This is a genomic window from Halorussus aquaticus, from assembly GCF_024218795.1.
GTDB lineage: Archaea > Halobacteriota > Halobacteria > Halobacteriales > Haladaptataceae > Halorussus > Halorussus aquaticus.
The window spans coordinates 347660-372349 of record NZ_CP100400.1 but is presented as its reverse complement, the minus strand read 5'-3'; the positions used below and the strand labels follow the sequence as shown (position 1 = coordinate 372349).

Below are 24690 nucleotides of genomic sequence, written 5' to 3'. Positions count from 1 at the left end.
GGTCGGCCAGTCGCTGGCGCGGCGACTCGGGGAAGGATTTTTATACGAGCGCGTACCGGCCGAATCGGACTTCGCCCCCGGCAGAGATGTCATCGTTGGAGAAAGTATATGCTTCGTCGCGTTCCCGTTCGAGACGATGTCCTCCAGACGCAGGTTCCTCCGTGGAGTCGGCGGGGTCGCCGCAGTCGGAACGCTCCTCGGCGGTGCCGCCCACCTCGACGTCGGATTCGTCCGCACGAAACTCGGCGGTGGCTTCGGCGGGTCGCTCGACCTCGATTCGCCGAACGCCGAGGAGTTCGTTCCGCCCGCAGAGTTTGCCGATTACGCCGACCGAATGGGCGAGCAGTACGGCGACGCTTCGCTCCCGTGGCGGGAGCCGGAATCGCTCACCGGCGAGTTCGTCGGCACCTACGCGCGGCAGGCGGACGTGGTACCCAGCGAACGGTTCGGTGTACACGACGCCGCGGTCCTCGTCCACCGACTCGACGACGGTCCTGACGGCGGTGAGGGTCGCGACGACGCCCGCTACCGACTTCGACTCTGGAGCGCCGGGCGTCTCCTCGGGAGGGCGTACGAAGTGGACCCGTGGGGTGTCTACCGGGAACGCCCCGGGTTCACGTGGCTCGAACACGAGGTGGAGGTCGAGCGCGACGACCAACTGTCGGCGGACCGCGCGCTCTCTACGAACGGCGGTCGCCTCGTCGTCGCGGGCGCGAGAGTGACGGTCCCGCGAGGCTCCTACGAGACGGGATTGGAAGGCGGTACGGCCTATCGGTCGCGGTGGGAGGGGTTCCACCGCGGGGAGATTCCGCTCGTCGGAAGCTGTGAACTCTCGTTTCCGGACGGCGAACGCCGACGCCTCGACTGGTCGCTCTCGAACGGCATCGGGATTCGAACGCCGTTCTAGCGGCCGCCGCCCCGGAGTGACCAGAGAATCGCCACCAGACCGACGTTGTACGACGCGACGATTGCCAGAATCGCCATCGCGTCCGACCACGCCAGCGCGGGCGCGAGGAGCGCCTGCAGGGCGAACGGAATCGCAGTGAAACAGGCGATGCCGACCGCCAGCAGCCCCATGGTCGCGCTGCCGTGGCGGCGGTAGCCGCGGTACGCCTGATAGGAGACGAACAGGCCGAGCGCGGCGGAGAGCGACGCCGCCAGCGTGGTGATGTCAGGGGTCATAGATCGCGTACATGATGACTGCGAGACCGAGCAGTTCGGAGGCGGTCGTGGCGAGCGACCGCGTCGCGGGCGATACGGCGACGACGTTCGCGAACGCGAGGCGCAGGAAGATGGGACCGGTCACGAGGAGCGCGAGACCGACCGCCAGCGCCAGCATCGGGCGCGTTCCGTTCCGGCGGTACCCCTCGAACAGCTCGTAGACCACCACCAGCGACAGGCCCGCCGCGACCAGCAGTCCGGCGAGCGCGAGGACGACGACCGTCTCGGAGCCGCCGGTGACCGTCTGGAGGACGACGCCGGGCGTCATTTGAACCCCTCGTAGAGTCTGGTGAAGCGGTCGACCGCGTCCTCGTCGCGGTCCACGTCGATTTCGATGCCGTCCTCGGTCAGTTCGACGGTGACCCGCTGGAGGCACGCTGCGTACACCTCGTAGTGGTGGCCGTCCGGGTCGAGGCGCTGTTCGGCGTCCAGCAGGCGCTGGTCTTCGAGGCGCTCGACTCGCCGGTAGATGGTCGAGGGGGAGGCGTCGCAGACCTCCGCCAAGGCGTCGGCGGATTTCGGCTCCCGGTAGGTGGCCACGAGGATGTCGCGGGCGTACTCGTCGTCGAGCAACTCGAACATCGCCGTGGCGTCCGTCTCGCTCACGGCAGAGACCTCCCGGCGGGTCGTCGGTGTGACTGCCGAGCCGCGGTGACGAGTTGCCGCGACCGACCCGCGGTAGCGAGCCGCGGACGGCGCGGCCAGCATCCGAACCCGAGTCGCGGACGACCCGCTCGGCGGGCGGTTCGAGTCCGCGAGCGAACGCCGAGCGCGTCGAGGCAACGTTGCATTCCCGTCCGACCGTCGATTCGGAGTCGGACGTGTAAAATACTACGGACAGTCTCCGGGCGCGCAAATGTCCGAAAATTTATTGTGAACGGCCAAGAATTCCGTCGTATCTCGATGTCGACCGACAATCGCAGCGCGGCCCCGGCCAGACGGCTCCGGGCCGTCTTCGGCGTCCCGTTCAGGCTCCAGACCTACCGGAACCTGCTGTATCTGGTGCTTTCGTTCCCGCTCGGTCTGGTCTACTTCACGTTCCTGTCGGTCGGTCTCTCGCTGGGCGTCGGTCTCGCCATCACCGTCGTCGGGATTCCGATTCTGCTGGCGGTGTTGGCCGTTTCGACCGGTCTCGCCGGGGTCGAACGGAAGATAGCCACGCTCCTACTCGGCGTCGAAGTGGAGTCGCCGGGGTGGGTCGTGACCGACTCGGGGTCGATAACCGAGCGCTGCAAGCGCCTCGTGACCGACTTCGGGACGTGGAAGGCGCTGGTCTACCTCGGGTCGAAACTGGTCATCGGTCTCGCCGCGTTCGTCTCGGTCACGACTCTGCTCGTGACCTCGGTGAGCATGCTCGCGGTCCCCCTCGTCTACGACCAACCGGGCGTCTACGTCGGCGTCGTGACCGACGCGCCGATTCAGTTCCACCCCTCGCTGTACGTGGTCTGGCGGAACCTGCTCGTGGGCGTCGAGACGGTCGTCAGCGTCGGGTCGTGGCAGGTGCAGACGCTCCCCGCCGCGCTCGGGGTGGCGGGTCTCGGCGTCCTGCTCGGCGTCGCCTCGCTCCACCTGCTCAACGGTCTCGCGCGGTTCTCGGCGTGGTACACGAAACTGCTGCTCGGAGCGAACGCCGAGCGACCGTCGCTACCGCTCTGAAGCGTCGCCGCTTCGAGGGAGTCGGTGGTCGAGGGTCAGACGTCGGCGCTGCGCTCGGCGTGGAACAGTTCGACGAGGAGTCCCGTCGCGCGCTTCTCGGTGCCGTGGGGGACGAAGACGAACGGGATCGGACTGTCGAACGCCCGGTCGCCGTAGAGTCCCCACTCGCCGACCGAGCGGGTCGTCCCCCCGTACGCGATGGGGATGTCCCCCAGTTGGGCGGGTTCGTACTCCGGGACGTACGACTGTTCTATCCAGACCTCGTGGAGTGGCACGTCGAGGTCGTCGGCGAGCGCGCGCTCCAGTCGGTCGTCGTGGTCGAGCAACCACTCGCCGAACGCGTCGAGGTCCGCGTCCACTCGGTCGGCGTAGGCGATGCGGTGTTTCCAGCAGGACTCGGGGAACTGTCGCGACCTGAAGCGGTCGTAGAGCGTCGCCAGCGTGGAGTCCGGCCGGTCGCGCGCCTCGACTCGGAGTCGCTCCATCAGCGTGTTGTCGTCGATGCCCTCCTCCAGCACGTCGTCGGCGGTGACCGGCGGGTCGGCGGCGATGTCGGCGAGTTCGTCGAGGAGCGCGCGGAGCAGGACGTTCGCGTAGACCGACTTGTGGTGCTGGGTCACCCACATGTAGAGCGCGATGCGACCTTCGAGGTAGTTGCCGACGGTGCTGAGCGCCTTGTCCGAGAGCGCGAGTCCCTCGTCGGGGTGGGCGGTGTACGCGCCCACCATCCTGTCGGTGTCGAAACTCAGCACGTCCGCCCCGGTCATCTGGTTGTCCCGAGTGATGTAGTCGAGGCGGTCCACGTCGATGGGCGAGTGGAGAATCTGTGCGCCGACGCCGTACTGCCAGCGACCGCCCCGCTCGAAGCGGAGGCTGTACCCGAGAATGTAGGCACACACCTCGTAGGGGTCGACGCCGAGGTCCCGGAGCGCGTCGGCGTACTCCCGGAGGACGACGAGACAGCCGAGCAGTTCGTGCGCGCTGACCGACCCGAGCGGGTCCTCGATACCGGCGTCCTCGAAGACGGCGACGAGACCGCGGTCGGCGAGACGCGTTCGGAGGTCCTCGGTGTCGATGTACCGCTCGCCGAGGTGCGAGAACGGCGGGTGACCCACGTCGTGGAGCAGACAGGCGCACTCGAGCGTTCGCTGAATCTCGTCGAGCACCGACTCGGGGGTGTCGCGCGTGAAGTACGACTGCGTGCGCAGATTCTCGAAGACGGTGCGCCCGAGGTGGTAGACCCCGAGGCTGTGTTCGAACCGGGTGTGGTTGGCACCGGGATAGACGAGGTTCGTCGCCGAGAGTTGGCGCACGTACCGCAGACGCTGGAACGGGCGGGTATCCACGACGTAATCGAGCAGCGCCTGTTCGAGTTCGACGTACCCGTGAACCGGGTCCTTGATCTGTGTCACGGTCATGGAGCGAAAGCTATCGGAGAGGTCGATTGCATCGGTAACTGGTTGTCAACGGTCGGTACGGTACCGTAGTCGGTCTTTCGATTCCGCCCGAGGGACGAACTCCCGCAGTTCACCGCGAGTGAACGACGGCTCGGGAGAGCGTCGCCCTCGGTATTTTCGTGAAAGTTTTGCCAAGGAGAGCGCGCCGTCGGCGCGCTCGACCGCAGCAAAAGTTTCAGTAGATGAGTTCGTCGTCGTTCTCGACCATGTAGAGGGTCCGAGCGGCGATGTTGACGGCGTGGTCACCGATGCGTTCGATGTCTCGGACCGTCAGCAGCAGACGGGAGACGTCCTCCAGCAGTTGCTCGACCTCTTCCTCCGTGTTGTCCTCCAGTTCGGTCTCGATGAGGTCACGAACCACGATTTCGCTGGCGCGTTCGCACCGACTGTCGAGTTCGTCGTCACGGTCGGCGATAGCGTAACAGGTGTCGGCGTCCTCGTCGGCGTAGGCCACCATCGAGTCCTCTATCATGTCGAGAGTGAACGTGCCGAGTTCCTGAATATCGACCTCGGGGAACACGTCGTGGTTCGCTTCGAGGGTGTACTCGCCGAGGTTGGTCGCGAGGTCGCCGATGCGTTCGAGGTCGGTGATTATCTTGAACGACGCGGCGACGAACCGCAGGTCGCCCGCGACGGGTTGCTGGAGCGCGAGCAGGTCGATGCACTCCTGTTCGAGGTCGAGGTAGAGTTGGTTGACCTCCTCGTCGCCGTCGATGACCTCCCACGCGAGGTCGGTGTCCTTCTGTTCGAGGGCGTCGAGTCCCATGCGAAGTCGCTCCATCACGACCTCGCTCATGTAGAGGACGTTCTCGCGGAGGTCGGTGAGTTTCTGTTGGTAGTCCTCTCGGGGCATAGTTACGAATGGGCGTGTCCCCCTGTTGTACCTTTCGCCCGCGGTAGCTGACCGCCCGCTGACGTTACTCGATGAGCCTGTCGTCGCTCTCGACCATGTAGAAGGTCCGTGCGGCGATGTTGACCCCGTGGTCGCCCACGCGCTCCAGGTCTCGAATCGTCAGCAACACGCGCGACACGTCCTGCAAGAACAGTTCGACCGCTTCGCTGTCGGCCTCGGAGGGCAGTTCGGTCTCGATGAGGTCGCGGACGACGCGTTCGCTGGCGCGCTCACACCGGGCGTCGAGGTCGTCGTCCCGGTCGGCTAGCGCCTCGCAGGCCGCGGCGTCGGCCGTCTCGTAGGCCGTCACTGCGTCAGAGACGAGTTCCGCGGCCCGTTCGCCGAGACTCCGGAGGTCGACGTCCGAGACCACGTCGCGGTCGGCGTACAGCGCGTACTCGCCGAGGTTGGCGGCGAGGTCGGCGACGCGTTCGAGGTCGGTGATAATCTTGAACGACGCGGCGACGAGGCGGAGGTCGGAGGCGACGGGCTGTTGGAGCGCGAGCAGGTCGATGCAGTCCTGTTCGATGTCGAGGTAGAGTCGGTTGATTTCCTCGTCGCCGTCGATGACGTCCCACGCGAGTTCGTGGTCCTGTCGGTCGAGGGCGACGAGACCTGCGCGGAGTCGCGTGACGACGAGGTCCCCCATTTGGACCACGTTCTCCCGGAGGGCTTCGAGTTGGTTCCGATAGGCGGTTCGAGACATGGCAGTCGAAGTCTTTTCGCTTGCTGTCCTGATGAGTCTGTTGCGCGTGGCGGTACGACGGTCGGCGAGTCTGCCCCCGACCTCCTTCGGCATCTGCGGGACTCCACGGTCCGCCGTACCCACCGCGAGCGAGCGACTGCTCCGAAGACGCGGTCCGTCTTCCGGGCCTTTGCTCGCTACGCTCGCAAAGACAGCAAAAATCGCTATCCGAACTTCCCGGTGATGTAGTCCTCGACGCGCTGGCTGTTGGGGTTCTCGAATATCTGGTCGGTCTCGCCGTACTCGACCAGTTCGCCGCCGGTGAGGAAGACGGCGGTCTGGTCGGAGATGCGGGCGGCCTGTTGCATGTTGTGCGTGACGACGACCACGGTGTAATCCTCCGAGAGTTCCTCGATGAGGTCCTCGATTTTGGCGGTGGCGATGGGATCCAGCGCGGACGCCGGTTCGTCCATCAGGATGACCTCGGGGTCCACCGCCAGACACCGACCGATGCAGAGACGCTGCTGTTGGCCACCGGAGAGGCCGAGCGCGTTGTCGTCGAGTCGGTCGCTGACCTCGTCCCAGAGCGCGGCCTGTCGGAGCGACCGCTCGACCAGTTCGTCCTCCTTGTCGGGGTCGGCCCGGCCGAGGAGTCTGTCGAGCAGTCCGTCGTTGATGTCGCCGTGCTTGCGCGGGCCGTAGGCGATGTTGTCCCGAATCGACTTCGGGAAGGGATTGGGTGCCTGAAACACCATGCCGACGCGCTTGCGGAGTTCCACGAGGTTCACGCCGTCTTGGTAAATCTCTTCGCCGTCGATTTCGACCGACCCCTCGACCCGCGCCGAGTTGATGCGGTCGTTCATCCGATTCAGACACCGCAGGAACGTCGATTTCCCACAGCCTGACGGGCCGATGAGCGCCGTGACGCTGTTCTCGGGGATGTCCATCGACACCGACTGGATGGCGTGGTCGTCGCCGTAGAACACGTCGAGGTCTTCGACCGAAATCTTGGGCGCGCCGTCGAACTCGTACTCGATCCACTCGTCTTCGAGTTGCTCTTGGCTCTCCCCGCTGACGGTCGTCGTTTGGCTCTGGCTCTCTGTCTGTTCGTCCGCGCTCGGTTCGCTCTGCTGGAATTCTGCGTTGCTCATTGTTCGAGTTTCCTCCGGAAGTAGATTCGGGAGACGATGCCGACCGCGTAGAACGACAGCACGACGATGAGTAGCACCAGCGCCGTCGCCCACCCGAACGCGGGGTCGGAACTCACGACGCCCGCCGTGATGGTCGCGTAGAGTTTGTAGGGGAGGGCGGTGATGCTGTCCAACAGCGCCGGGTTCGCCACGAACGGCGGACTCGACGTGAACTGGAAGCCCCTCAGCACGCGGGGGCCGCTGGTGACTTGGGGCGACCCGGTCGCCACCAGCAGGATGGGTGCGGTCTCGCCCGCGATACGGCCGACGCCGAGGATGACGCCCGTGATGACGCCGGGCATCGCGGCCGGGATGACGACGCTCTTGATGGTCTCCCACTGGCTGACGCCCAGCGCCGCGCTGGCGTCGCGGTACTCGTCGGGGACCGTCATGATGGCCTCGCGACTGGTGATGAGTACCAGCGGGAGGAGCATGAACCCCAGCACCAACTGGCCCGCCAGCAGCGAGAAGCTGTTGCCCAGTCGCGGGACGAGGAACGCGAAGCCGAACAGGCCGTAGACGATGCTCGGCGTGCTCCACAGCCCGTTGGTCGCTATCTCGACCGCACGCGTGAACCCGCCCTGCTCGGCGTACTCGGTGAGGAACACCGCCGCGCCGACGCCCAGCGGGACCGCGAACAGCACTGCGCCGACGACCAGCCAGACCGTCCCGACGATGGAGGGCAGGACGCCGTTCATCACGTCCTGAGACAGCGAGTAGCCGTTCATCGTGAACGGCCAGTAGAACCAGACGCCGGGTACCTCGAAGATGAGGTACTGGTCGAACCCGGGCACGTGGAACCAGAAGGCCGGTTCGCTGAACAGGCCGATTTTGATGCCCTCGACCATCCGCGACCAGCCCTTCCCGGCGACGAACAGGACGAGCAGCAGCAGAACGCCGAGCATGCCGAAGGCGTTCAGACCCACGAGCAGGTACGCCCCGGCCTGTCGTCCCCGAGTGCCGAAGCCCTCGTGGGCCTTCGCGGCCGCCCACGCGCAGACGAGTCCCGCGAAGATGGTCAACACCGGGCCGACCACGGGACCGGTGAAGGTGGCCGAGAAGCCCTCGGGTGCCCACTCCCACCCGGTCGTCAACACGTCGGTCAGGAACAGCGCGCCCACGAGGACCGAGAGCGCACCCGCCGGGAGCGTGGACCCGACGTCCTCGCGCGGGAGGACCGTCACCGCGGCCACGCCGACGCCGACCAGTATCGCCGCGGGGAGCCAACCCACGAGACCCAGACCGAGCGTCTGGGAGGCGACGAGTCCGCCGGCGACCACGCCGACGAGACCGAACAGACCCCCGGTGAGCAGTCCGGCGCTCCGGTTGGGCGTCGTCTCCACGTACCCGAACCGGGACGCGAGTCCGAGCGCCACGACGCCGACGCCAGCGAGGACGAGACTCGCCCCGTAGAGGTTGAACAGCGTCACGCCGAAGAACTGACTCTCGACTTCGGTCCACTGGAAGATGGCCGCGAAGCCGAGGACGACCGACAGCACGTCGAGACCGACGACGCCGGACGCGACTCGCTCGGCGAGTGAGGACTCGTCGGCGACCAGATCGTTCGTCTCGTAGCTCATTGGCTTCCCCCGAGTTTACGCTCCATGTGCGCTTCCACGAATTGCGAGGCGATACTGAGTCCGAGGACCGTCACGAACAACACGACACCGGCCGCGAACAGCGCCGACATCTGGTTCCCGGAGGCGACGCCGTACTGCCCGGCGATGAGGCTGGTGAGCGTCTCGGTCCCCCGGAACACGTCGTAGATGGGGTCGGGCAGGACCTGCTGGTGGGGGAGCATCACGGTGACGGCCATCGTCTCGCCCACCGCCCGGCCGACGCCGAGCAGGACCGCGGCCGAGACGCCCGAGAACGACGCCGGGATGGTGACGCTCTTGATGGTCTGCCAGTCGGTCGCGCCGAGCGCGAGCGACCCGCTCTTCATCGACTCGGGCACGCTCCCGATGGCGTCCTCGGCGACCGAGACCACCGTCGGCAGGGCCATCACGCCGATGACCAGCGCGGCCCCGAACAGACTGCCGAAGTTCGCCAACTCCAACTCCTCCATCATGTACGTGTTGATGATGACGTAGCCGATGAACCCGTAGACGATGGAGGGGACCCCGGCCAGAATCTCGATGCCGGGCTTGATGACCTCCCGCGCCCACCGGGGCGCGATTTCGCTGATGAACAGCGCCCCGGCCACGCCGAGGGGTCCGGCGATGGCCATCGCGAGGACGGTCGTCACGAGCGTCCCCCACATCATCGGCACCAGCGAGTAGACGCCCTCGCTGGTACTCCACAGCGGTTTCTGGGTCCGGAACAGCAGGTCGAGTCCCATCGCCTGAAACACCGGAATCGCCCGCAAGACGAGGTAGACAGTGATGAGACCGAGGATGACGATAGTCGAAGCCGTCATCAGGAACATCAGTAGCTTCGCGGTGTTCGCCTGATGGGATTTCCATCCGTAGGCCGCGACGGCGAAGAACGCCAACAGCGGGAAGACCGTGTACGCGGGCGCGACGAGGAACGCCGCCATCGTGAGGAGTACCGAGACGATAGCCGCGCCGTCGACGAACTGCGCCCCGCGGTCCATGTCGGAGACTGTCGCGCGCGCGGACCGGACGCGGGTGTCGATGCTTCCTATCATTTAGTGTCCGGAAGCTTATCGAGTTGGTTCGTCCGTCGTTCGTCCGTCAGCATCGCGTACCCGGACGGTTCGACGAAGTTCTGTTGGCCGAAGTCGCTCACCAGCATCCGGAGGAACGCGGCCTCCTTCTCCGAGGTTCCGTCGTAGGTGTAGCAGTGGAGGTCGCGCGAGAGCGGATAGTTCTCGTCGGCGAGGTTCTTCCCGGGTTCGTACACCTTGCCGTCGAACTCCAGTTTGATGGCGGCGACCTCGCTGGTGACGAACGCCAGCGCCATGTACGCGATGGCGTTGTTCGAGCGCGCGACGATGGTCTTGACCTGCTGGTTCTGGCCCTTCCGCACGTCCACACCCTGCATCTTCGCGTTGGGGCCGCCGAGCATGTTCACCCGGAACGCGGTGTCGGTCCCCGACCCCTCGGCCCGACCGATCGCCTGAATCTCCTTGTCCTCTCCGTTGTACGCGTCTATCTCCGACCAGTTCTCTATCTCGCCCGTGTAGATTTTCCGGACCTGCTCGGCGGTCAGTTTGTCCACGCCCGCCTCCCGAATCTCCTTGCTGACCACGATCGGTTGGGCGTCCACGCCGACGACGTGGTCGGTGTACTTCTCCAGTTCCGACTGGCTCAGGTCCGGGAGTTCGGCCTTCACGGGTGCGCTCGCGTTGCCGATGTCCACGAGACCGTTCTTGAGCTTTTCCAGACCGGTCCCGGAGTGGCTCAGACCGACGTTCACTTTGAACGGTGGGGTGGACCCCGACGCCTCGAACCCGTACTTCCCGGCCCAGTAGGTCGCCAGTCGTTCGTCGGTCTCGATACCGTACTTGCCCGGTCCCCAGTACTCCTCGTCGTCGGCGGGTGGGTTGGAGTTCCACACCGACGCGGCTTTGCTCGTTATCGGGTACACCGTCGAGGAGCCACCCGATTTCAGTTGCTCCGAGGACGACCCGTCGGACTCTCCGGACGTCGTCGTCGCTCGCCCTCGGCTACCGGGCGGTGTCGAACTCGTGCTGATACATCCAGCCAGTGAGGCGATAGCGCCACCCCCTCCAAGCAGAACAGTTCGACGGTCGATAGAGGGTTTTTCCCGCATTACGATTGTCTTGCCCAAGGCCAAGTAAATACCCTTCTATTATATCTATATAGACGTATTTACCCATGCATACACAGGGTGTCGTTCCGTCGGGTTCTGTTACGAGACCCCACGACTAGCCACCTCAGGCCGAGAGCCGACGATGTATCACGACCGAACAACTAGCTCGTACTGAGACCGAATCGCGTCCGTCACGAAATATCGCCTAGCAACCGCTCCTGTATATAGATTTGAGTAGATTTATTGTGTATCGGTTCGGCTATCGACATATGGAAACCCGGAAGGTCCAGGTCACGGGCGGTTCCACGTTCACGGTCTCCATCCCGAAGGGATGGGCGACGGAGAACGGCATCGAAGCGGGCGACCGCATCGAGTTCCACCCGGAAGGTGACTCGCTGCTGCTCTCGCCGCGTTCGGCCCAGGACACCGTCGAGGGGACGGTCGATATCACCGACCTCGAAGGGACGGAACTCATGCGGACGGTGTTTACGCTGTACGTCAGCGGCTTCGACATCATCAACCTCGAAGCGACGCGCGTGACGCCCGACCAGCGCCGGACGGTTCGAGACGCCACGCAGGGTCTCGTCGGTCTCGAAGTCATCGAGGAGACGGCCGACCGAGTGGTCCTGCAGGACCTGCTCGACTCCTCGGAACTCTCGATTCACAACGCCATCACCCGGATGCGACTCGTCTCGGCCACGATGCTACAGGACGCGGTGACCGCACTGATCGAAAACGACGACAGTCTCGCCACGGACGTCATCGAGCGCGACGACGACGTGGACCGACTCTGGTTCATGATCTCGCGGGTGTTCCGGTCGGCGCTCCGCAACCCCAGCACCGCGGCCGACATCGGCATGCCGCGCGAGACGTGTTTCGACTACCACTCCAGCGCCCGCCAGTTGGAGCGCATCGCGGACCACGCGGCCAAGATCGGCCAGTTGAGCCTCAACCTCGACGAGGTTCCCGAGGACGTGGCCGAAGCGCTCGAAGACCTCCACGAGGAGGCCGCCAACATCGTGGAGATGGCGATGGACGCGCTGCTCGAAGAGGACGGCGAGGAGGCGACGCGCCTCGGGAACGAGGCCCGCGAGCGCGTTCGCGGCGTGGACGAACACACCCGCGCGGTGGACGACCTCATCCGAGAGATGGACGCCCAGCGCGCCCAGTACCTGAGTCTCGTCGTGGACTCGCTGTCCCGTAGCGCCGACTACGGCGGAAACATCGCCGAGACCGCGCTCCAGAAGGCCGCACCCCGACCCGAAAAGTAGCGTGGCCCGACGTTCGCGGTCGGCGTTCGCCGGGTCCTCACTGCGATAGACTCACCGAGTTTTCGAAGGCCTACAGTTCGCCGAGTTTCCGGAGGAGTTGGCCCTGATACTCGCGGTCGCTCTCGACGCCCTTCACTTCGAGGACGTTGCGTTCGAGTTTGTCGCGAGCGACGTTGAACGCCTGTTCGGCCCCGTACCCCTCGCCCGACCCCGCGACCTGTCCGCGGTTGGTCCGGAGGCGAATCTTACACTGGATGAGCGGCGTGCCGCGGAGTCGCTCCTTGTGTTCGTGGAACCGAACGTGGGCGTGGCGCACCTGCATCTTGCCGTACTTCTCGGTTATCTCCTCGATGGACGACCGAATCGACTCCCTGCTGAGCGTGTCGAGCAGGTTCACGTTGGTAATCTGGACGTCCAGCACCTCCTCCTCGGTGTACGACAGTGCCCGCAGCACGTCGGTCTTGGTGATGACGCCGCCCACGACTCGGTCGTCGTCCTCCGGCGTGACGACCAGTCCGGAGTAGTCGTTCTCGAACATGCGTTCGACGGCCGCGCGCACGGTCTCGTCCAGTTGCGTGGTCGTCGCGGGACTCGACATCACGTCGTACACCGGCAGGTCGAGGAGTCGGTCGCCCTCGCCGGACCGGTCGCCGCGCGTGGTCTTCTGGACGTTCCGGGTGGCGAACTCCACGACGTCGTGCGTGGTGACGACGCCGGTCAGGAAGCCGTCCTCGTCCACGACGGGGAGTCGAGAGATGCCGTGTTCGCGCAGGCGATTGATGGCCTGCCCGAGCGTCGCGTCCTCGTCGATGGTAATCACGTTCTCGGTGTAGATCTGCTCGACGGTCAGCGAGTCGAGATGTTCGAGCACCGCTTCGAGGATGAGGTCCTCGCTGACGACCCCCCAGAGCGACCCCGACTCGAAGACGGGCGCGACTTTGGTACCGCCCTCGACGAGCGAACGCGCGACGTCTCGAACGTCGTCGGTTCGGTCCACCTTGGGCGCGGACTTGGTGAGCGTCTCGATTTTGGTGTGGTCCTCGATGTGGGAGCGGAGCAGTTGCTTCTGCGTGATGACCCCCTCGTACTCGCCGGACTTGGTCACGATGATACCTTTCGGGTTCTCGTCTTCGAAGACGGACCGGGCCTTGCCGACGTTCGATGCGGCGTCTAACTCGGTGAAGTCCGTCGTTGCTATATCAGCGATGTCCATCGTCGCGTGAACCTACGTCTCCTGTGATAATGAAACTTAGCAGAGTTATCGAATTTCGGGAATCCGGGGGTACGACGGCCGATTCCCCCTCCGACGGGGGTTTTTTGCCGACGCCGACCGTACTCGGTCGAGTGATACCCGACATCGGTGCCGCGTTCGGCCAGTACACCTACCTCCTGACCGAAGTCGTCTGGGGAACCGTGGCGGTAGGACTCCTTTACCGGGCCGGTGCGTTGGTACAGGCCGCCCGAACTATCGGGGCGCTCTATCCAATCGCCTATTTGTGGGACTGGTACACCCTCCGTATCGGCGTGTTCGAGATTCCCCTTCGGACCGGGGTAGAACTCCTCGGCATCCCGATAGAGGAACACCTGTTCATGGTGGTCGTTCCGGCGCTGGTTCTCGGAATACACGAGACCCTCCGAAGTACCGACGAACGACACCCATCGTCCGGGACGGCCGAAAACCGGGTGTAAGCGGCGGTTACCGCGGGACGGCGAGTAGATGGAACGGACGTGCAACTGTTCGTAAGCAACGGTTTCTAACAGGTAAATGGTGAATAACAAAGACTAATCCGGGCGATGTGTCTTATCCATGCTGGGTTACGAGCAAGGGGTGGCATAGTAATGAGCACCATTGGTGACTCATCCGGAACAGAAAGCACCGAACCGGAGGAGACTCCGGACCAGCAGGATTCGGCTGTCGCGGAATCGCAAGTCTCCGACGTCGTCGACTCCGAGGACGACGAGCAGACCGAGGAGGAACTCTCGCGCGATCTCGTCTTCGACGTTCTCAAGAACCGACGACGACGGTACGCCCTCCACTATCTCCGTCGCGCGGACGACTCGGTCCAGTTGTCCGAGTTGGCCGAGCAGGTGGCGGCGTGGGAGAACGACATCACGGTAGACGCTATTTCCGCGGCAGAACGCAAACGGGTATACACTGCGCTATACCAGTCCCACCTCCCCAAGTTAGACGACGCGGGCATCGTGGCGTACAACCAGAATCGCGGTATCGTCGAACTCTCGGACGCGGCCGAACAACTCGACGTGTACCTCGACCTCGAATCCCGACCCGACATTCCGTGGTGTAACTGGTATCTGGGACTCGCCGTCGGGGGTCTCGGTCTCCTCACGGGCGCGTGGCTCGGTCTCCCGCCGATCGGAGGGGTCCCGGACGTCGTGCTGGCTACCGTCATCGTGGCCGCTTTCGGTTCGATAGCGGTCGCGCACACGTACTACGCGCGCCTCGCGAGCGGATCGGGCGAAACGCCGCCGGAGATTCAGGATTCGTAGACATGGAGGAGGCAGTGCGGTCCGACGAAGCCGCGGCCGACGACGAACTAACGGACGGCCCGTTCGCGGCCGGAACGCAGACGCTCGTCCGCGCGCCGACGGACGCCGACCCGGTCTCCGCCCTGCCCGAACGTGCGTTCGACAATCTCCTCGTGGTCTCGGCACGCGACCATCCGAACCGACTCCAGACGCGTCTCGAACGCGCCGGACACGATCCCGCCAACGTCGGCGTCGTTCCGGTGATTCCCACGGCGGACGAGTACGAGGGCGACCTCTGGACGACCGACCCCGTCAATCCCGACGACCTGACCGGACTGGCCATGCGGTTCTCCGACGCGATGCAGTACGTCGAACCCGGTCGCGGGTGGGTCCTGACGGACGCGCTCGGCGTCCTCCTCACATATACCGACGACGCGCGCGTGAGTCGCTTTTTCCAGACCGTGATCAGTCGAGTCCGAACGCAGGACGTTCACGGCGTCTACTGCGCGAACCCGGACGTGATAGCCGACGAGACCTACGGACGACTCCGGGCGATGTGCGACGCGGAGTACGAACTCGGGTAGCGCCCCCTTCTCGCCGGTTGGTCGCCCTTATCGTGACTTCAGGCACCGCCTACGCGGGTCACGGCGACCCCCTCTCCCGTAGAAGTTGAAAAGTAAACTTAAAATTTTGGATGGTTACAAGCTGTTTGGAACCATTCATTATATATACAACACTACCGGGCGGACCACCGAGTGGTTCCGATGGATTCAGACAAGTATCCGCCCGAGGACGGCCGACGGCGGTTCGTGAAAGGCGTCGTCGGCTCGGCGACGCTCGCCAGTGTCGGTACCGGTGCCACCGCCGTCCTGAACTCGGCCACCTCCGTGGCCGGTGGGACCGGCGGGCCGACGGACTACGTCGGCATCGAGAACACCGACGGTCCCGCCCCGCGCGGGATGCCCCTCGTTCCACTCACCATCGACGACGAGGGGTACCTGAAGGGCGTCTGGCCCGAAGTCAAAGAGCGGGAACTGAAAGACGGTAGCACCGTCACGATTACCGAACAGGATATCGGCGGCGTCACGTACACCGGACGATGGTTCCAGTACTGCGGCGTCCAGTCGGCGCAGGGGTTGCGGCCCGACGCCGACCAAGACAACTTCCTGCGGTCCAAGCCCGGTCTCTACGAGTGGCAGGCCGACCACGAACCCGGCCAGAAACTCCACGTGGACGACTTCGCCGACTACGAGGAGTGGAGTAACGACATCGGGTCGGCGGGTGCAGGCAAGCCCGCCCAGACGACGTGGCGCTCGCAGTCGGAGGGCGAGCAGGACGTGCAGGAACTCCCGGTGCAGGTGCTGCGCTCGCCGAAGGTGTCGGACCTCCCCTCGAAGGGTGACGCCGCCGACTTCCTGCGTGCGGCCACCGAGTCGGACTTCATCGCGTGGCTCGACAAGTGTACCCACTTCTGTTGCACGCCGGGGTTCAACTCCTCGCGGGACGCGGCGAAGTTCGACGCGGTCGACGCGGTGTACTGCCAGTGTCACCAGTCGGTGTACGACCCGTTCTCTCCGGTCGAGTTGTCGTTCAACGCCTTCCCGCGACCCGGCTAACGCAGAACGGGAGTGAGACTGGCAGAAATCTCTCGTCCCAACTAACTGAATGTGGTCGAAACTGGACACTCGATTCAGGACCGGCCGCTTGCGAATTTGGCGAAGTGAAAAGTGGAGTGGGTTTGGGCAGATTTGAACTGCCGGCCTCCTCCATGTCAAGGAGGTGTCATAACCAACTAGACCACAAACCCATGTTGGTGCGGCCTTCGTCGGACGCATTTCTTCGTTTGGCCGGGGGATAATTGAACCTTTCGGATTCGGCCGCGTTCTGGCGATTTTCCATGAGGGTCTGAGTCGCTGTGACGACTAGGGCCGTCACCGTCCACTACGCACACCGACGAGTCGGCGTCGGGCGGACGGCTTACCGGATCAGTCGAGTGAAAGGAGTCTGCGGGAAGCACCGACCAAGCCCGCCTAAATCTCCAGAAGCGTTCCGAAGGATACTCGTAAGAAATGAATTTCCGTCTCGAGTTCGACGACCGTCGTCCCGTCGAGCGCGTTCCGTGGTCCGAACCCGGAGCGTCGCCCACCTCTCCGCGCTCCCCGTTCCCCACCCCGACACATTTAAGACGATGTACGATTGTGTTCATTGTAAGACGAAGAAGTACATTGGTGATTCCAAATGCAGGACTACATCGAACGCGTCACCGACGGCGAGGACCTCACACTCGACGAAGCGCGAGAAGCGGCCACGGCCGTCTTCGACGGCGCGACCGAGGCCCAAATCGGCGCACTGCTCACCGCCCTCCGAGCGAAGGGCGAGACCGAGACCGAAATCGCCGGGTTCGCACAGGGGATGCGCGACGCCGCCCGCACCATCGACCCCGACCGCTCGCCGCTGGTGGACACCTGCGGGACCGGCGGCGACGACTACAACACCATCAACGTCTCGACCACGAGCGCCATCGTCACGTCAGCGGCGGGCGTTCCGGTCGCCAAACACGGTAACTACTCGGTCTCCTCGTCGTCGGGGAGCAGCGACGTGCTGGAGGAGGTCGGCGTCGACCTCGACGCGGACCCGCAGGCGGTCGAGGCCACCATCGAAGACAACGACATCGGCTACATGCACGCGCCGGCGTTCCACCCGGCGATGAAGGCCGTCATCGGCCCTCGCAGAGAACTCGGCATGCGAACCGTGTTCAACGTCCTCGGGCCGCTGACGAACCCCGCGGGTGCCGACGCACAGGTCGTCGGCGTCTTCGACGACGACCTCGTCCCGGTCATCGCCCGCTCGCTCGCCAAGATGGACGTCGAGCGCGCGCTGGTCGTCCACGGTTCCGGCATGGACGAAATCGCTATCCACGACGAGACGACCGTCGCGGAACTCGACGGCGGCGACATCGAGGAGTACACCATCACCCCCGACGACATCGGTCTCCAGCGCCACGACGTGGCCGACGTGGCGGGCGGTACTCCCGAGGAGAACGCCGCCGACCTCCGCGGCATCGTCGAGGGCGAGGTTACCGGCGCGAAGCGCGACATCATCCTCGCCAACGCCGGTGCGGCCATCTACGTGGCGGGCGCGGCCGACTCCCTCGAAGACGGTGCCGAACTCGCGGCGAAGGCCATCGACGACGGCGCGGCCGCCGAACAACTCGACGAACTCGGTCGCTCCGTGAGAGCATGACGCGCACGAAAATCTGTGGTCTCACCCGCCGCGAGGACCTCGAAGTGGCCGTCGAGGCGGGCGCGGACGCGGTCGGCCTGCTCGTTGACGTGCCGGTGGACTCCCCGCGAGAAATCGACGTACAGCGCGCGGTCGAACTCGCCGACGCGGCCCCGCCGTTCGTCACGACCGTACTCGTGACGATGCCCGACTCGCCCGAGCGCGCGGTCGAACTCGTCCGAGCGGTCGAACCCGACGCGCTCCAGATTCACGGCGAACTGGGCGCTGGCGACCTCGCGTACCTGACCGCGACCGTCGAAGCGAAGGTACTCAAAGTCGTGGACGCCGCCGACCCCGAACAGGCCCGGCGCTACGACGAGGTGGCCGACGGACTGCTGGTCGATTCGGTGGACGACGAGGGTGCGGGCGGTACCGGCCGAACCCACGACTGGGAGCGGACCGCCGAACTCGCCGCGACGCTCGACTCACCGGTGGTCCTCGCAGGCGGTCTGACGCCCGCGAACGTGGCCGACGCCGTCCGCGCCGTCGAACCGTTCGCCGTGGACGTGGCGAGCGGCGTGGAGGCCGACGACGTGGAATCCGTCCCCGGTCGAAAGGACCCGGACGCGGTCGCCGAGTTCGTGACGGCCGCGAAACGCGCCCGGACGACTCCGACGCCATGAACCTCGAACGCGAGCAGTTCACGGACCTCGCCGGGCACGACGACCCGGCCGTCGTTCGAGTCGAGGCGCAACTCGACGTAGCGACGACTCCGCTGTCGGCCTACGCGGCGCTGACCGGGCGCTCGACCGCGACCGACCCCTCGGAGTACGCCTTCCTGCTGGAGAGCGCCGAGAAGACCGCGTCCAGCGACCCCGACGGCGCGTTCTCGCCGGACGCGTCGGGCGACCGCCACGCCCGTTACTCCTACGTCGGCTACGACCCCGAGGCGGTCGTGACGGTGGACCCCGAAGACGTGCAGGTCGAATCGCTCGGCGGCCGGGCCGCGAGGTACGTCTCGGCCGACCACGAGGGCGACGCGCTCGACGCGCTCCGGTCGGCCATGCCGGACGCCGTACAGCGCGGGTTCCCCGACGGGGACCGCCAGCACTTCGAGGGCGGACTGGTCGGATTTCTGGCCTACGACGCGGTGTACGACCTCTGGCTCGACGAGGTCGGCGTCCTGCCGAGCGAAGCGAAGCAGGGCTCGACGGACGAGAAGCGCGAGTCCGTCGGCGTCGAGCGTCCCGACTCTCGATTCCCGGACGCCCAGTTCGTCCTGAACACCAAGACCGTCGCGTTCGACCACCGGGAGGGGACGGTCTCGCTCGTGTTCACGCCGCTGGTCGGGCCGGAGGACGACCCCGGTGCGGTCTACGACGAACTCCGCGCGGAGGCCGACCGCGTGGCCGACCTGCTCGAATCGGCCGACGCCCCCGAGACGGGCGGATTCGTCCGGGAGTCGGCGACTGCCGGGCCGCGAGACGAGTACGAACAGGCGGTCCGAACCGCGAAAGAACACGTCCTCGACGGTGATATCTACCAAGGCGTCATCTCTCGAAAGCGCGAGTTACACGGAGACGTGGACCCCCTCGGCTTCTACGAGGCGCTCCGAGACGTGAATCCCTCGCCGTACATGTACCTGCTCGGCTACGACGACCTGACCGTGGTCGGCGCGAGTCCCGAGACGCTGGTCTCGGTCCGGGGCCGCGAGGTGATGGCCAACCCCATCGCCGGGACCTGCTCGCGGGGGTCGAGTCCGGTCGAGGACCGCCGTCTGGCGGGCGAGATGCTCGCCGACGGGAAAGAGCGGGCCGAACACACGATGCTGGTGGACCTCGCACGCAACGACGTTCGCCGGGTCAGCGAACCCGGAAGCGTACAGGTCGAGGAGTTCATGAACGTCCTCAAGTACAGTCACGTCCAGCACATCGAGAGTACGGTGACGGGTCGCCTCGACGATAGTTCCGACTCCTTCGACGCGACCCGGGCGTCGTTCCCCGCCGGGACCCTCTCGGGCGCACCGAAGATTCGCGCGATGGAGATAATCGACGACCTCGAACTCTCGGCCCGCGGTCTCTACGGCGGGGGCGTCGGCTACTACTCGTGGTCCGGCGACGCGGACTTCGCTATCGTCATCCGGACCGCGACGGTCGAGTCCGACGCGACGGTCGGCGACGCGGGTAGCGACCGAATCACGGTGCAGGCGGGAGCGGGCATCGTCGCGGACAGCGACCCCGCCGCCGAGTACGAGGAGACCGAGCAGAAGATGGACGGGGTGCTGACCGCCCTCGAACGCATCGAGGAGACGGACGCGGCCGACGCCACCGACGCTCCGGAGGTGGGACGATGACGGCGAGCGCCGGAATCGGGGCATCGACCACCGACCTGCAGGTCCTCTTCGTGGACAACTTCGACTCGTTCACCTACAACCTCGTGGAGTACACGAGCGAGTTCGCCGAGACGGAGGTCGTCCGAAACACCGCCTCGCTCGCCGACGTGCGCGAGGCCGACCCGGACGCCGTCGTCGTCTCGCCGGGACCGGGTCACCCGAAGAACGACCGCGACGTGGGGGTCACGCTCGACGTGTTCCGCGAGGTGAGTCCCGAAGTGCCGACGCTCGGCGTGTGTCTCGGTCTGGAAGCCGCGGTCTACGCCTACGGCGGGTCGGTCGGCCGCGCGCCCGAACCGATTCACGGCAAGGCGTTCCCCGTTGACCACGACGAGCGGGGGGTCTACGCGGGACTGGAGCAGGGATTCCGCGCCGGTCGGTACCACTCCCTAGTGGCGACCGAGGTGCCGGACTGCTTCGAGGTGACCGCGACGACCGACCACGAGGGAGACGAACTCGTGATGGGCGTGCGCCACCGGGAGCATCCGATTCGTTGCGTCCAGTTCCACCCCGAGAGCGTCCTGACGGCCGTCGGCCACGACGTGATTCGGAACTTCCTCGACGGCGTCGCGTAGCGTCGCTGGTGGGTCGTCGCTTTGCACAGCCTTCTCAGGGTAGTCGGACTGGCGGTCGCGGGGTCATCGACGCTGGTGACTGAGTCGCCACCGCCCTGTCCGCAACCGCGCGAAGCGTCCGGGTGGGATTGGCCCCGGCTTCGTACCTAAACCTTCGGTCGCGCTACAGCAGGACACCGGTCGTGTAGAGCGCTCCGACGACCACGATAGCGACGAGGAGGAGTTTCCACGCGACGTTCAGGAGGATTCGGCCGACCAGTACGACGGCCGCGAGCGCGACGAGTCCGACCAGTAGTTTCCCCAGCGGCGTTGCAAGCAGCCCGGCCGCGAGTACGAGAGTCATGGTAGCATCGAGGCGACCGGACCACCGTAAACGTATCGGCAACGAAACATCGTCTCAGCCGCCGAAACCGAGAGGCTGAAGCGCGATACCATTGTCATTCCCGAAGGCCGTCTAGTTCGCTGACTACTTTCACCGAGGTCTACATACTCTTATTAGGGTCCGGACGCTATGGTTTAGTGACAACCGGACAGCCGTGAATCCACCCCGTCCGCTCGGGCGGGACGGTCGCGGTAGCGTACAATTTGGAACAGAGGCATCGCACTCCAAATAAACTTGCAGAAGTTAAAGAAATGTTTATCTGGGTGGCCTCAGAACGAAATCTCCGTCACGAATGAAACGCACAACCCCCTGCAGAGAAACGAGATTCGACGTACAGACGCCCGAGGTGACCGACGCATGAGCGGTGCGGGTGAACTCACGGCCGACGAACTCACGCTCCCCATCAAGCGAACCGAGGGAGAGACGCTCGACGACCGACTGACCAGCAACGCCTACCACAACATCCTCCCGGCGCGCTACCTCCGAAAGAACGCTGACGGGAACCTCATCGAGGAGCAAGAGGACCTCTTCCCGCGCGTCGCCGAGAACATCGCGCTCGCCGAGGCCGTCTACGAGGCCGAGAAGCGCGACGAGGAAGTCACGGTCACGCCGGACCAGCTCAAGCCCGACCACCCCCGGCGCGACGAACTCGCCGAGGAAGTGTTCGGCGCGGGCACGGCGGCCGACGACGACGTCGAAACGACGCTCTCGGTCTACAACGTCAACAAGTTCTCCTACGAGACGGTCGTCCCGGAACTCCCCGACGAGATTCGCGACCACGTCGAGGACGTGCGCGAGGAGTTCCAGACCCTGATGGAAGACCTCTCGTTCATGCCGAACTCGCCCACGCTGATGAACGCGGGCGACGAACTCCAGCAGCTCTCGGCCTGTTTCGTGGACTCCCCGGCCGACGACATCGACGACATCCACCAGACCGCGAAGGAGGCCGCGCAGGTCTTCCAGTCCGGCGGCGGTATGGGCTACGCCTTCTGGAAGCTCCGACCCTACGGCGACGCGGTGGGTAGCACGGGGGGCATCGCCTCCGGCCCCATCACGTTCATGCGGACCTACGACCAGATGTGCGAGACCATCGCGCAGGGCGGTGCCCGGCGCGGCGCACAGATGGGCGTCATGCGCGTCTCGCACCCCGACGTCATCCAGTTCATCCACGCCAAGAACAAGGACGTCAGCCTCGCGGAGACCCTCCGTCTGAACGACCCGGACGACTACACCCACAACTCGTTCGAGGAGGCCCTCGAAGAGGCCCGCGAACTCATCGACGAGGACGGGCGCGTGCCCAAGCACCTCCGGAACGCCGCCGAAGGTCACCTCTCGAACTTCAACATCTCCGTCGGCATCACCGACGACTTCATGGAGGCCGTCCAGAACGGCGAGGAGTTCACCTTCACGAATCCGCGGACCGGCGAACCCCACGTCGCCACCGAACACACGAAGGAGCTCTACGAGATGTTCGACCTCGGCGAACACGTCGAGGTCGGCGAGGAACTCTCGATTCCGGCCGGACTCGTCTGGGACCGCATCGTGGACGGTGCCCACGAGAACGGCGAACCCGGCGTCATCTACCTCGAACGGGTCAACAAGGAGCACTCGTTCGACGTGGAGGAGCATCCCGACCACCGGATTCTGGCGACCAACCCGTGCGGCGAGCAACCGCTCGAAGAGTACGAGGCCTGTAACCTCGGCCACATCAACCTCTCGACGCTCGCCGACACCGACGCGCCCGACTGGCGCGTCTGGTACGACGACCACGGCGACGAGTACGACAGCTTCGAGGACGCCGTAGACGCCTTCCTCACCGACGCGATGGCGTGGGACGACTTCGACCACCGCATCGAGTACGGCACCCGCTTCCTCGAGAACGTCGTCACGATGTCGGACTTCCCGGTCGACAAGATCGAGCAGAAGGTCCGGGAGATGCGCAAGATCGGTCTCGGCGTCATGGGACTGGCCCAGCTCTACATCCAGTTGGGCGTCGAGTACGGGAGCGACGCCGGGAACGAAATCGCTCGCCAGCTGATGCGCTACATCAACAACGAGTCGAAGTGGACCTCCCACGAACTCGCCGAGGAGCGCGGCTCCTTCGACGAGTGGGACAACTCGAAGTACGCGAACCCCACCGAGTACCGCGAGTGGTTCGAGAAGCAGACCGGCCTGAGCGCCGACGACTGGGAGGACGGCTTCGCGGTCCGCAACCACAACACGACCACCATCGCGCCGACCGGCACGACTTCGATGGTCGGGAACACCACGGGCGGCTGCGAACCCATCTACAACGTCGCCTACTACAAGAACGTCTCAGACGACGTGCAGGGTGACGAGATGCTCGTGGAGTTCGACGACTACTTCCTGCGGACGCTGAAGGACAACGACATCGACGTCGAGGAGGTCAAGCGCGAGGCACAGGAGCAGATGGCGAGCAACGAGTTCGACGGCGTCGAGGGACTCGAAACCGTCCCGGACGCCATCGGCGAACTGTTCGTCGTGACCTCCGACCTCTCGGGCAAGGACCACGCCGCGGTCCAGTGCGCCTGTCAGGAGGGCGTGGACTCGGCCATCTCGAAGACGTGCAACTTCCCCAACGACGCCAGCAAGGAGGACATGCAGGAGGTCTTCGAGTACATCTACGAGAACGGCGGCAAGGGCGTGACCGTCTACCGCGACGGCACTCGTTCCAAGCAGGTTCTCACCACTCGCGCGGACAACAAGGAGTTCGCGGACGAGTCGGAGGCCGCCGAGCAACTCGTCGAGCAGATTCGAGAGGTCTTCGGCGGCATCGAAGGCTTCGTCGAGAGCGACGAGGTTCAGGCGCACCTCGACCAGCAGGTCGAGTCCATCCTCGAAGTCGCCGACGGCGAGGACGCCGACGGGGTGTACGCCGAGAAGCGTCCGCGCCCGGACGTACTCCACGGCATCACCCAGCGCATCGACACCGGGTACGGCAAGCTCTACGTCAACATCAACGAAGACGACCAAGGCCGACCCTTCGAGCTGTTCGCCAACATCGGCAACTCCGGCGGCTTCACCGCCTCCTTCACCGAGGCGCTGGCCAAGACCATCTCGACGGCGCTCCGCTCGGGCGTGGACCCCGAGGAGATAGCCGACGAGCTACAGGGCATCCGTAGCCCGAAGGTCGCGTGGGACAAGGGCGAGCAGATAAACTCCATCCCCGACGCCATCGGCACGGCGCTGCGCCGATACCTCGACGGCGAAGTCGAGAAGGCCTACCCCCAGCAGCAGAACCTCACCGAAGTCGAGGACGACGTGGACGAAGCCCCCGAAACCGACGGTAGCGGCGGAGTCGCGTCGAGCAAGGAGGCCGACCAGCAGGACATCATCGACTCGGGCGAGAGTCCGGAGTGTCCCGACTGCGGGTCGCTGTCGCTGTACTACTCCGAAGGCTGCAAGACCTGCGAGTCCTGCGGCTGGTCGGAGTGCTGACCCCGGCGTGAACTGACCGGCGGTTCTTTTTTGACGTCCGGTTCGGCCGGAGACGTTACGTGA

At 65.2% G+C, this 24690-nt stretch carries 24 protein-coding genes and 1 tRNA gene; 12 read left to right on the top strand and 13 right to left on the bottom strand.

Translation table 11 applies throughout. The features are described from left to right. Positions 1-136: 136 nt before the first annotated feature. Positions 137-907, top strand: coding sequence for a hypothetical protein (locus tag NGM06_RS01970; RefSeq protein ID WP_254268687.1), 771 nt, complete (start codon positions 137-139; stop codon positions 905-907). Here the strand turns inward: NGM06_RS01970 and NGM06_RS01965 are convergent. The 3 genes from NGM06_RS01965 to NGM06_RS01955 are packed head-to-tail and all read right to left on the bottom strand — an operon-like array spanning position 904 to position 1827. Continuing rightward, positions 904-1182, bottom strand: coding sequence for a DUF7521 family protein (locus NGM06_RS01965; RefSeq protein WP_254268686.1), 279 nt, complete (start codon positions 1180-1182; stop codon positions 904-906). The genes NGM06_RS01970 and NGM06_RS01965 overlap by 4 nt on opposite strands. Next, on the bottom strand, positions 1172-1489 hold the full coding sequence (locus tag NGM06_RS01960; protein ID WP_254268685.1) for a DUF7521 family protein: 318 nt from the start codon (positions 1487-1489) through the stop codon (positions 1172-1174). The genes NGM06_RS01965 and NGM06_RS01960 overlap by 11 nt, the downstream gene beginning before the upstream one ends. Beyond that, a complete protein-coding gene (locus NGM06_RS01955) occupies positions 1486-1827 on the bottom strand; it encodes an ArsR/SmtB family transcription factor (protein WP_379793042.1) in 342 nt (113 codons plus the stop codon). The genes NGM06_RS01960 and NGM06_RS01955 overlap by 4 nt, the downstream gene beginning before the upstream one ends. Positions 1828-2124: 297 nt before the next feature. Between NGM06_RS01955 and NGM06_RS01950 the strand changes: the two genes are divergently transcribed. Next, the gene (locus tag NGM06_RS01950) at positions 2125-2877 is read left to right on the top strand and encodes a sensor domain-containing protein (protein WP_254268684.1); all 753 of its coding nucleotides are present in this window, start codon (positions 2125-2127) and stop codon (positions 2875-2877) included. A 35-nt stretch (positions 2878-2912) separates the two neighbouring features. Here NGM06_RS01950 and NGM06_RS01945 read toward each other — a convergent pair whose 3' ends face one another. From NGM06_RS01945 to NGM06_RS01915, 7 genes are all read right to left on the bottom strand, one after another. Then, positions 2913-4295, bottom strand: coding sequence for an HD domain-containing protein (locus NGM06_RS01945; RefSeq protein ID WP_254268683.1), 1383 nt, complete (start codon positions 4293-4295; stop codon positions 2913-2915). Between the two features lie 214 nt (positions 4296-4509). Next, entirely contained in the window at positions 4510-5187 is a 678-nt protein-coding gene (gene phoU / locus NGM06_RS01940; RefSeq protein WP_254268682.1) for a phosphate signaling complex protein PhoU, read from the bottom strand. 64 nt (positions 5188-5251) lie between these two features. Further along, positions 5252-5932, bottom strand: coding sequence for a phosphate signaling complex protein PhoU (gene phoU, locus NGM06_RS01935; protein WP_254268681.1), 681 nt, complete (start codon positions 5930-5932; stop codon positions 5252-5254). Between the two features lie 203 nt (positions 5933-6135). Further along, on the bottom strand, positions 6136-7062 hold the full coding sequence (gene pstB, locus NGM06_RS01930; RefSeq protein WP_254268680.1) for a phosphate ABC transporter ATP-binding protein PstB: 927 nt from the start codon (positions 7060-7062) through the stop codon (positions 6136-6138). Further along, positions 7059-8681: a phosphate ABC transporter permease PstA gene (gene pstA, locus NGM06_RS01925; protein WP_254268679.1), complete on the bottom strand. Its 1623-nt coding sequence runs from the start codon at positions 8679-8681 to the stop codon at positions 7059-7061. Before pstA ends, pstB begins: the two co-directional genes overlap by 4 nt. Further along, positions 8678-9751 (bottom strand): phosphate ABC transporter permease subunit PstC, encoded by a 1074-nt coding sequence (gene pstC, locus NGM06_RS01920; RefSeq protein ID WP_254268678.1) that lies wholly within the window; start codon positions 9749-9751, stop codon positions 8678-8680. Before pstC ends, pstA begins: the two co-directional genes overlap by 4 nt. Next, positions 9748-10839, bottom strand: coding sequence for a PstS family phosphate ABC transporter substrate-binding protein (locus NGM06_RS01915; protein WP_254268677.1), 1092 nt, complete (start codon positions 10837-10839; stop codon positions 9748-9750). Before NGM06_RS01915 ends, pstC begins: the two co-directional genes overlap by 4 nt. Before the next feature lie 269 nt (positions 10840-11108). On the opposite strand from NGM06_RS01915, the gene NGM06_RS01910 reads away from it, so the two are divergent. Then, positions 11109-12110 carry a phosphate uptake regulator PhoU gene (locus NGM06_RS01910; protein WP_254268676.1) on the top strand — a complete coding sequence of 334 codons (1002 nt, stop codon included), beginning with the start codon at positions 11109-11111 and terminating at the stop codon, positions 12108-12110. Positions 12111-12180: 70 nt separating this feature from the next. Here NGM06_RS01910 and NGM06_RS01905 read toward each other — a convergent pair whose 3' ends face one another. Next, positions 12181-13323 (bottom strand): CBS domain-containing protein, encoded by a 1143-nt coding sequence (locus NGM06_RS01905; protein ID WP_254268675.1) that lies wholly within the window; start codon positions 13321-13323, stop codon positions 12181-12183. A gap of 131 nt (positions 13324-13454) precedes the next feature. Here NGM06_RS01905 and NGM06_RS01900 point away from each other — a divergent pair, with 131 nt between their 5' ends. The 4 genes from NGM06_RS01900 to NGM06_RS01885 all read left to right on the top strand — a co-directional run bounded on the left by NGM06_RS01900 (position 13455) and on the right by NGM06_RS01885 (position 16213). Then, entirely contained in the window at positions 13455-13799 is a 345-nt protein-coding gene (locus NGM06_RS01900; protein WP_254268674.1) for a lycopene cyclase domain-containing protein, read from the top strand. 150 nt (positions 13800-13949) lie between these two features. Next, positions 13950-14618 (top strand): DUF7344 domain-containing protein, encoded by a 669-nt coding sequence (locus NGM06_RS01895; RefSeq protein ID WP_254268673.1) that lies wholly within the window; start codon positions 13950-13952, stop codon positions 14616-14618. 14 nt (positions 14619-14632) lie between these two features. Continuing rightward, on the top strand, positions 14633-15181 hold the full coding sequence (locus NGM06_RS01890) for a DUF7504 family protein (protein WP_254268672.1): 549 nt from the start codon (positions 14633-14635) through the stop codon (positions 15179-15181). Between the two features lie 180 nt (positions 15182-15361). After that, positions 15362-16213, top strand: a complete 852-nt coding sequence (locus NGM06_RS01885) for a ubiquinol-cytochrome c reductase iron-sulfur subunit (protein ID WP_254268671.1) — start codon at positions 15362-15364, stop codon at positions 16211-16213. A gap of 117 nt (positions 16214-16330) precedes the next feature. On the opposite strand, the gene NGM06_RS01880 is transcribed toward NGM06_RS01885, so the two are convergent. Further along, positions 16331-16404 (bottom strand) — tRNA-Val (locus NGM06_RS01880). Positions 16405-16835: 431 nt separating this feature from the next. Between NGM06_RS01880 and trpD the strand changes: the two genes are divergently transcribed. The 4 genes from trpD to trpG are packed head-to-tail and all read left to right on the top strand — an operon-like array spanning position 16836 to position 20786. After that, entirely contained in the window at positions 16836-17840 is a 1005-nt protein-coding gene (gene trpD, locus NGM06_RS01875; protein ID WP_254268670.1) for an anthranilate phosphoribosyltransferase, read from the top strand. After that, positions 17837-18502: a phosphoribosylanthranilate isomerase gene (locus NGM06_RS01870; protein ID WP_254268669.1), complete on the top strand. Its 666-nt coding sequence runs from the start codon at positions 17837-17839 to the stop codon at positions 18500-18502. Before trpD ends, NGM06_RS01870 begins: the two co-directional genes overlap by 4 nt. Beyond that, complete coding sequence (trpE, locus tag NGM06_RS01865; RefSeq protein ID WP_254268668.1) at positions 18499-20172, top strand: anthranilate synthase component I; 1674 nt, start codon at positions 18499-18501, stop codon at positions 20170-20172. The genes NGM06_RS01870 and trpE overlap by 4 nt, the downstream gene beginning before the upstream one ends. After that, positions 20169-20786 (top strand): anthranilate synthase component II, encoded by a 618-nt coding sequence (gene trpG, locus NGM06_RS01860; protein ID WP_254268667.1) that lies wholly within the window; start codon positions 20169-20171, stop codon positions 20784-20786. Before trpE ends, trpG begins: the two co-directional genes overlap by 4 nt. A gap of 163 nt (positions 20787-20949) precedes the next feature. On the opposite strand, the gene NGM06_RS01855 is transcribed toward trpG, so the two are convergent. Continuing rightward, positions 20950-21129: a DUF8029 family protein gene (locus NGM06_RS01855; RefSeq protein ID WP_254268666.1), complete on the bottom strand. Its 180-nt coding sequence runs from the start codon at positions 21127-21129 to the stop codon at positions 20950-20952. Positions 21130-21525: 396 nt separating this feature from the next. On the opposite strand from NGM06_RS01855, the gene NGM06_RS01850 reads away from it, so the two are divergent. Further along, positions 21526-24627, top strand: a complete 3102-nt coding sequence (locus NGM06_RS01850) for an adenosylcobalamin-dependent ribonucleoside-diphosphate reductase (RefSeq protein WP_254268665.1) — start codon at positions 21526-21528, stop codon at positions 24625-24627. Positions 24628-24690 lie beyond the last annotated feature (63 nt).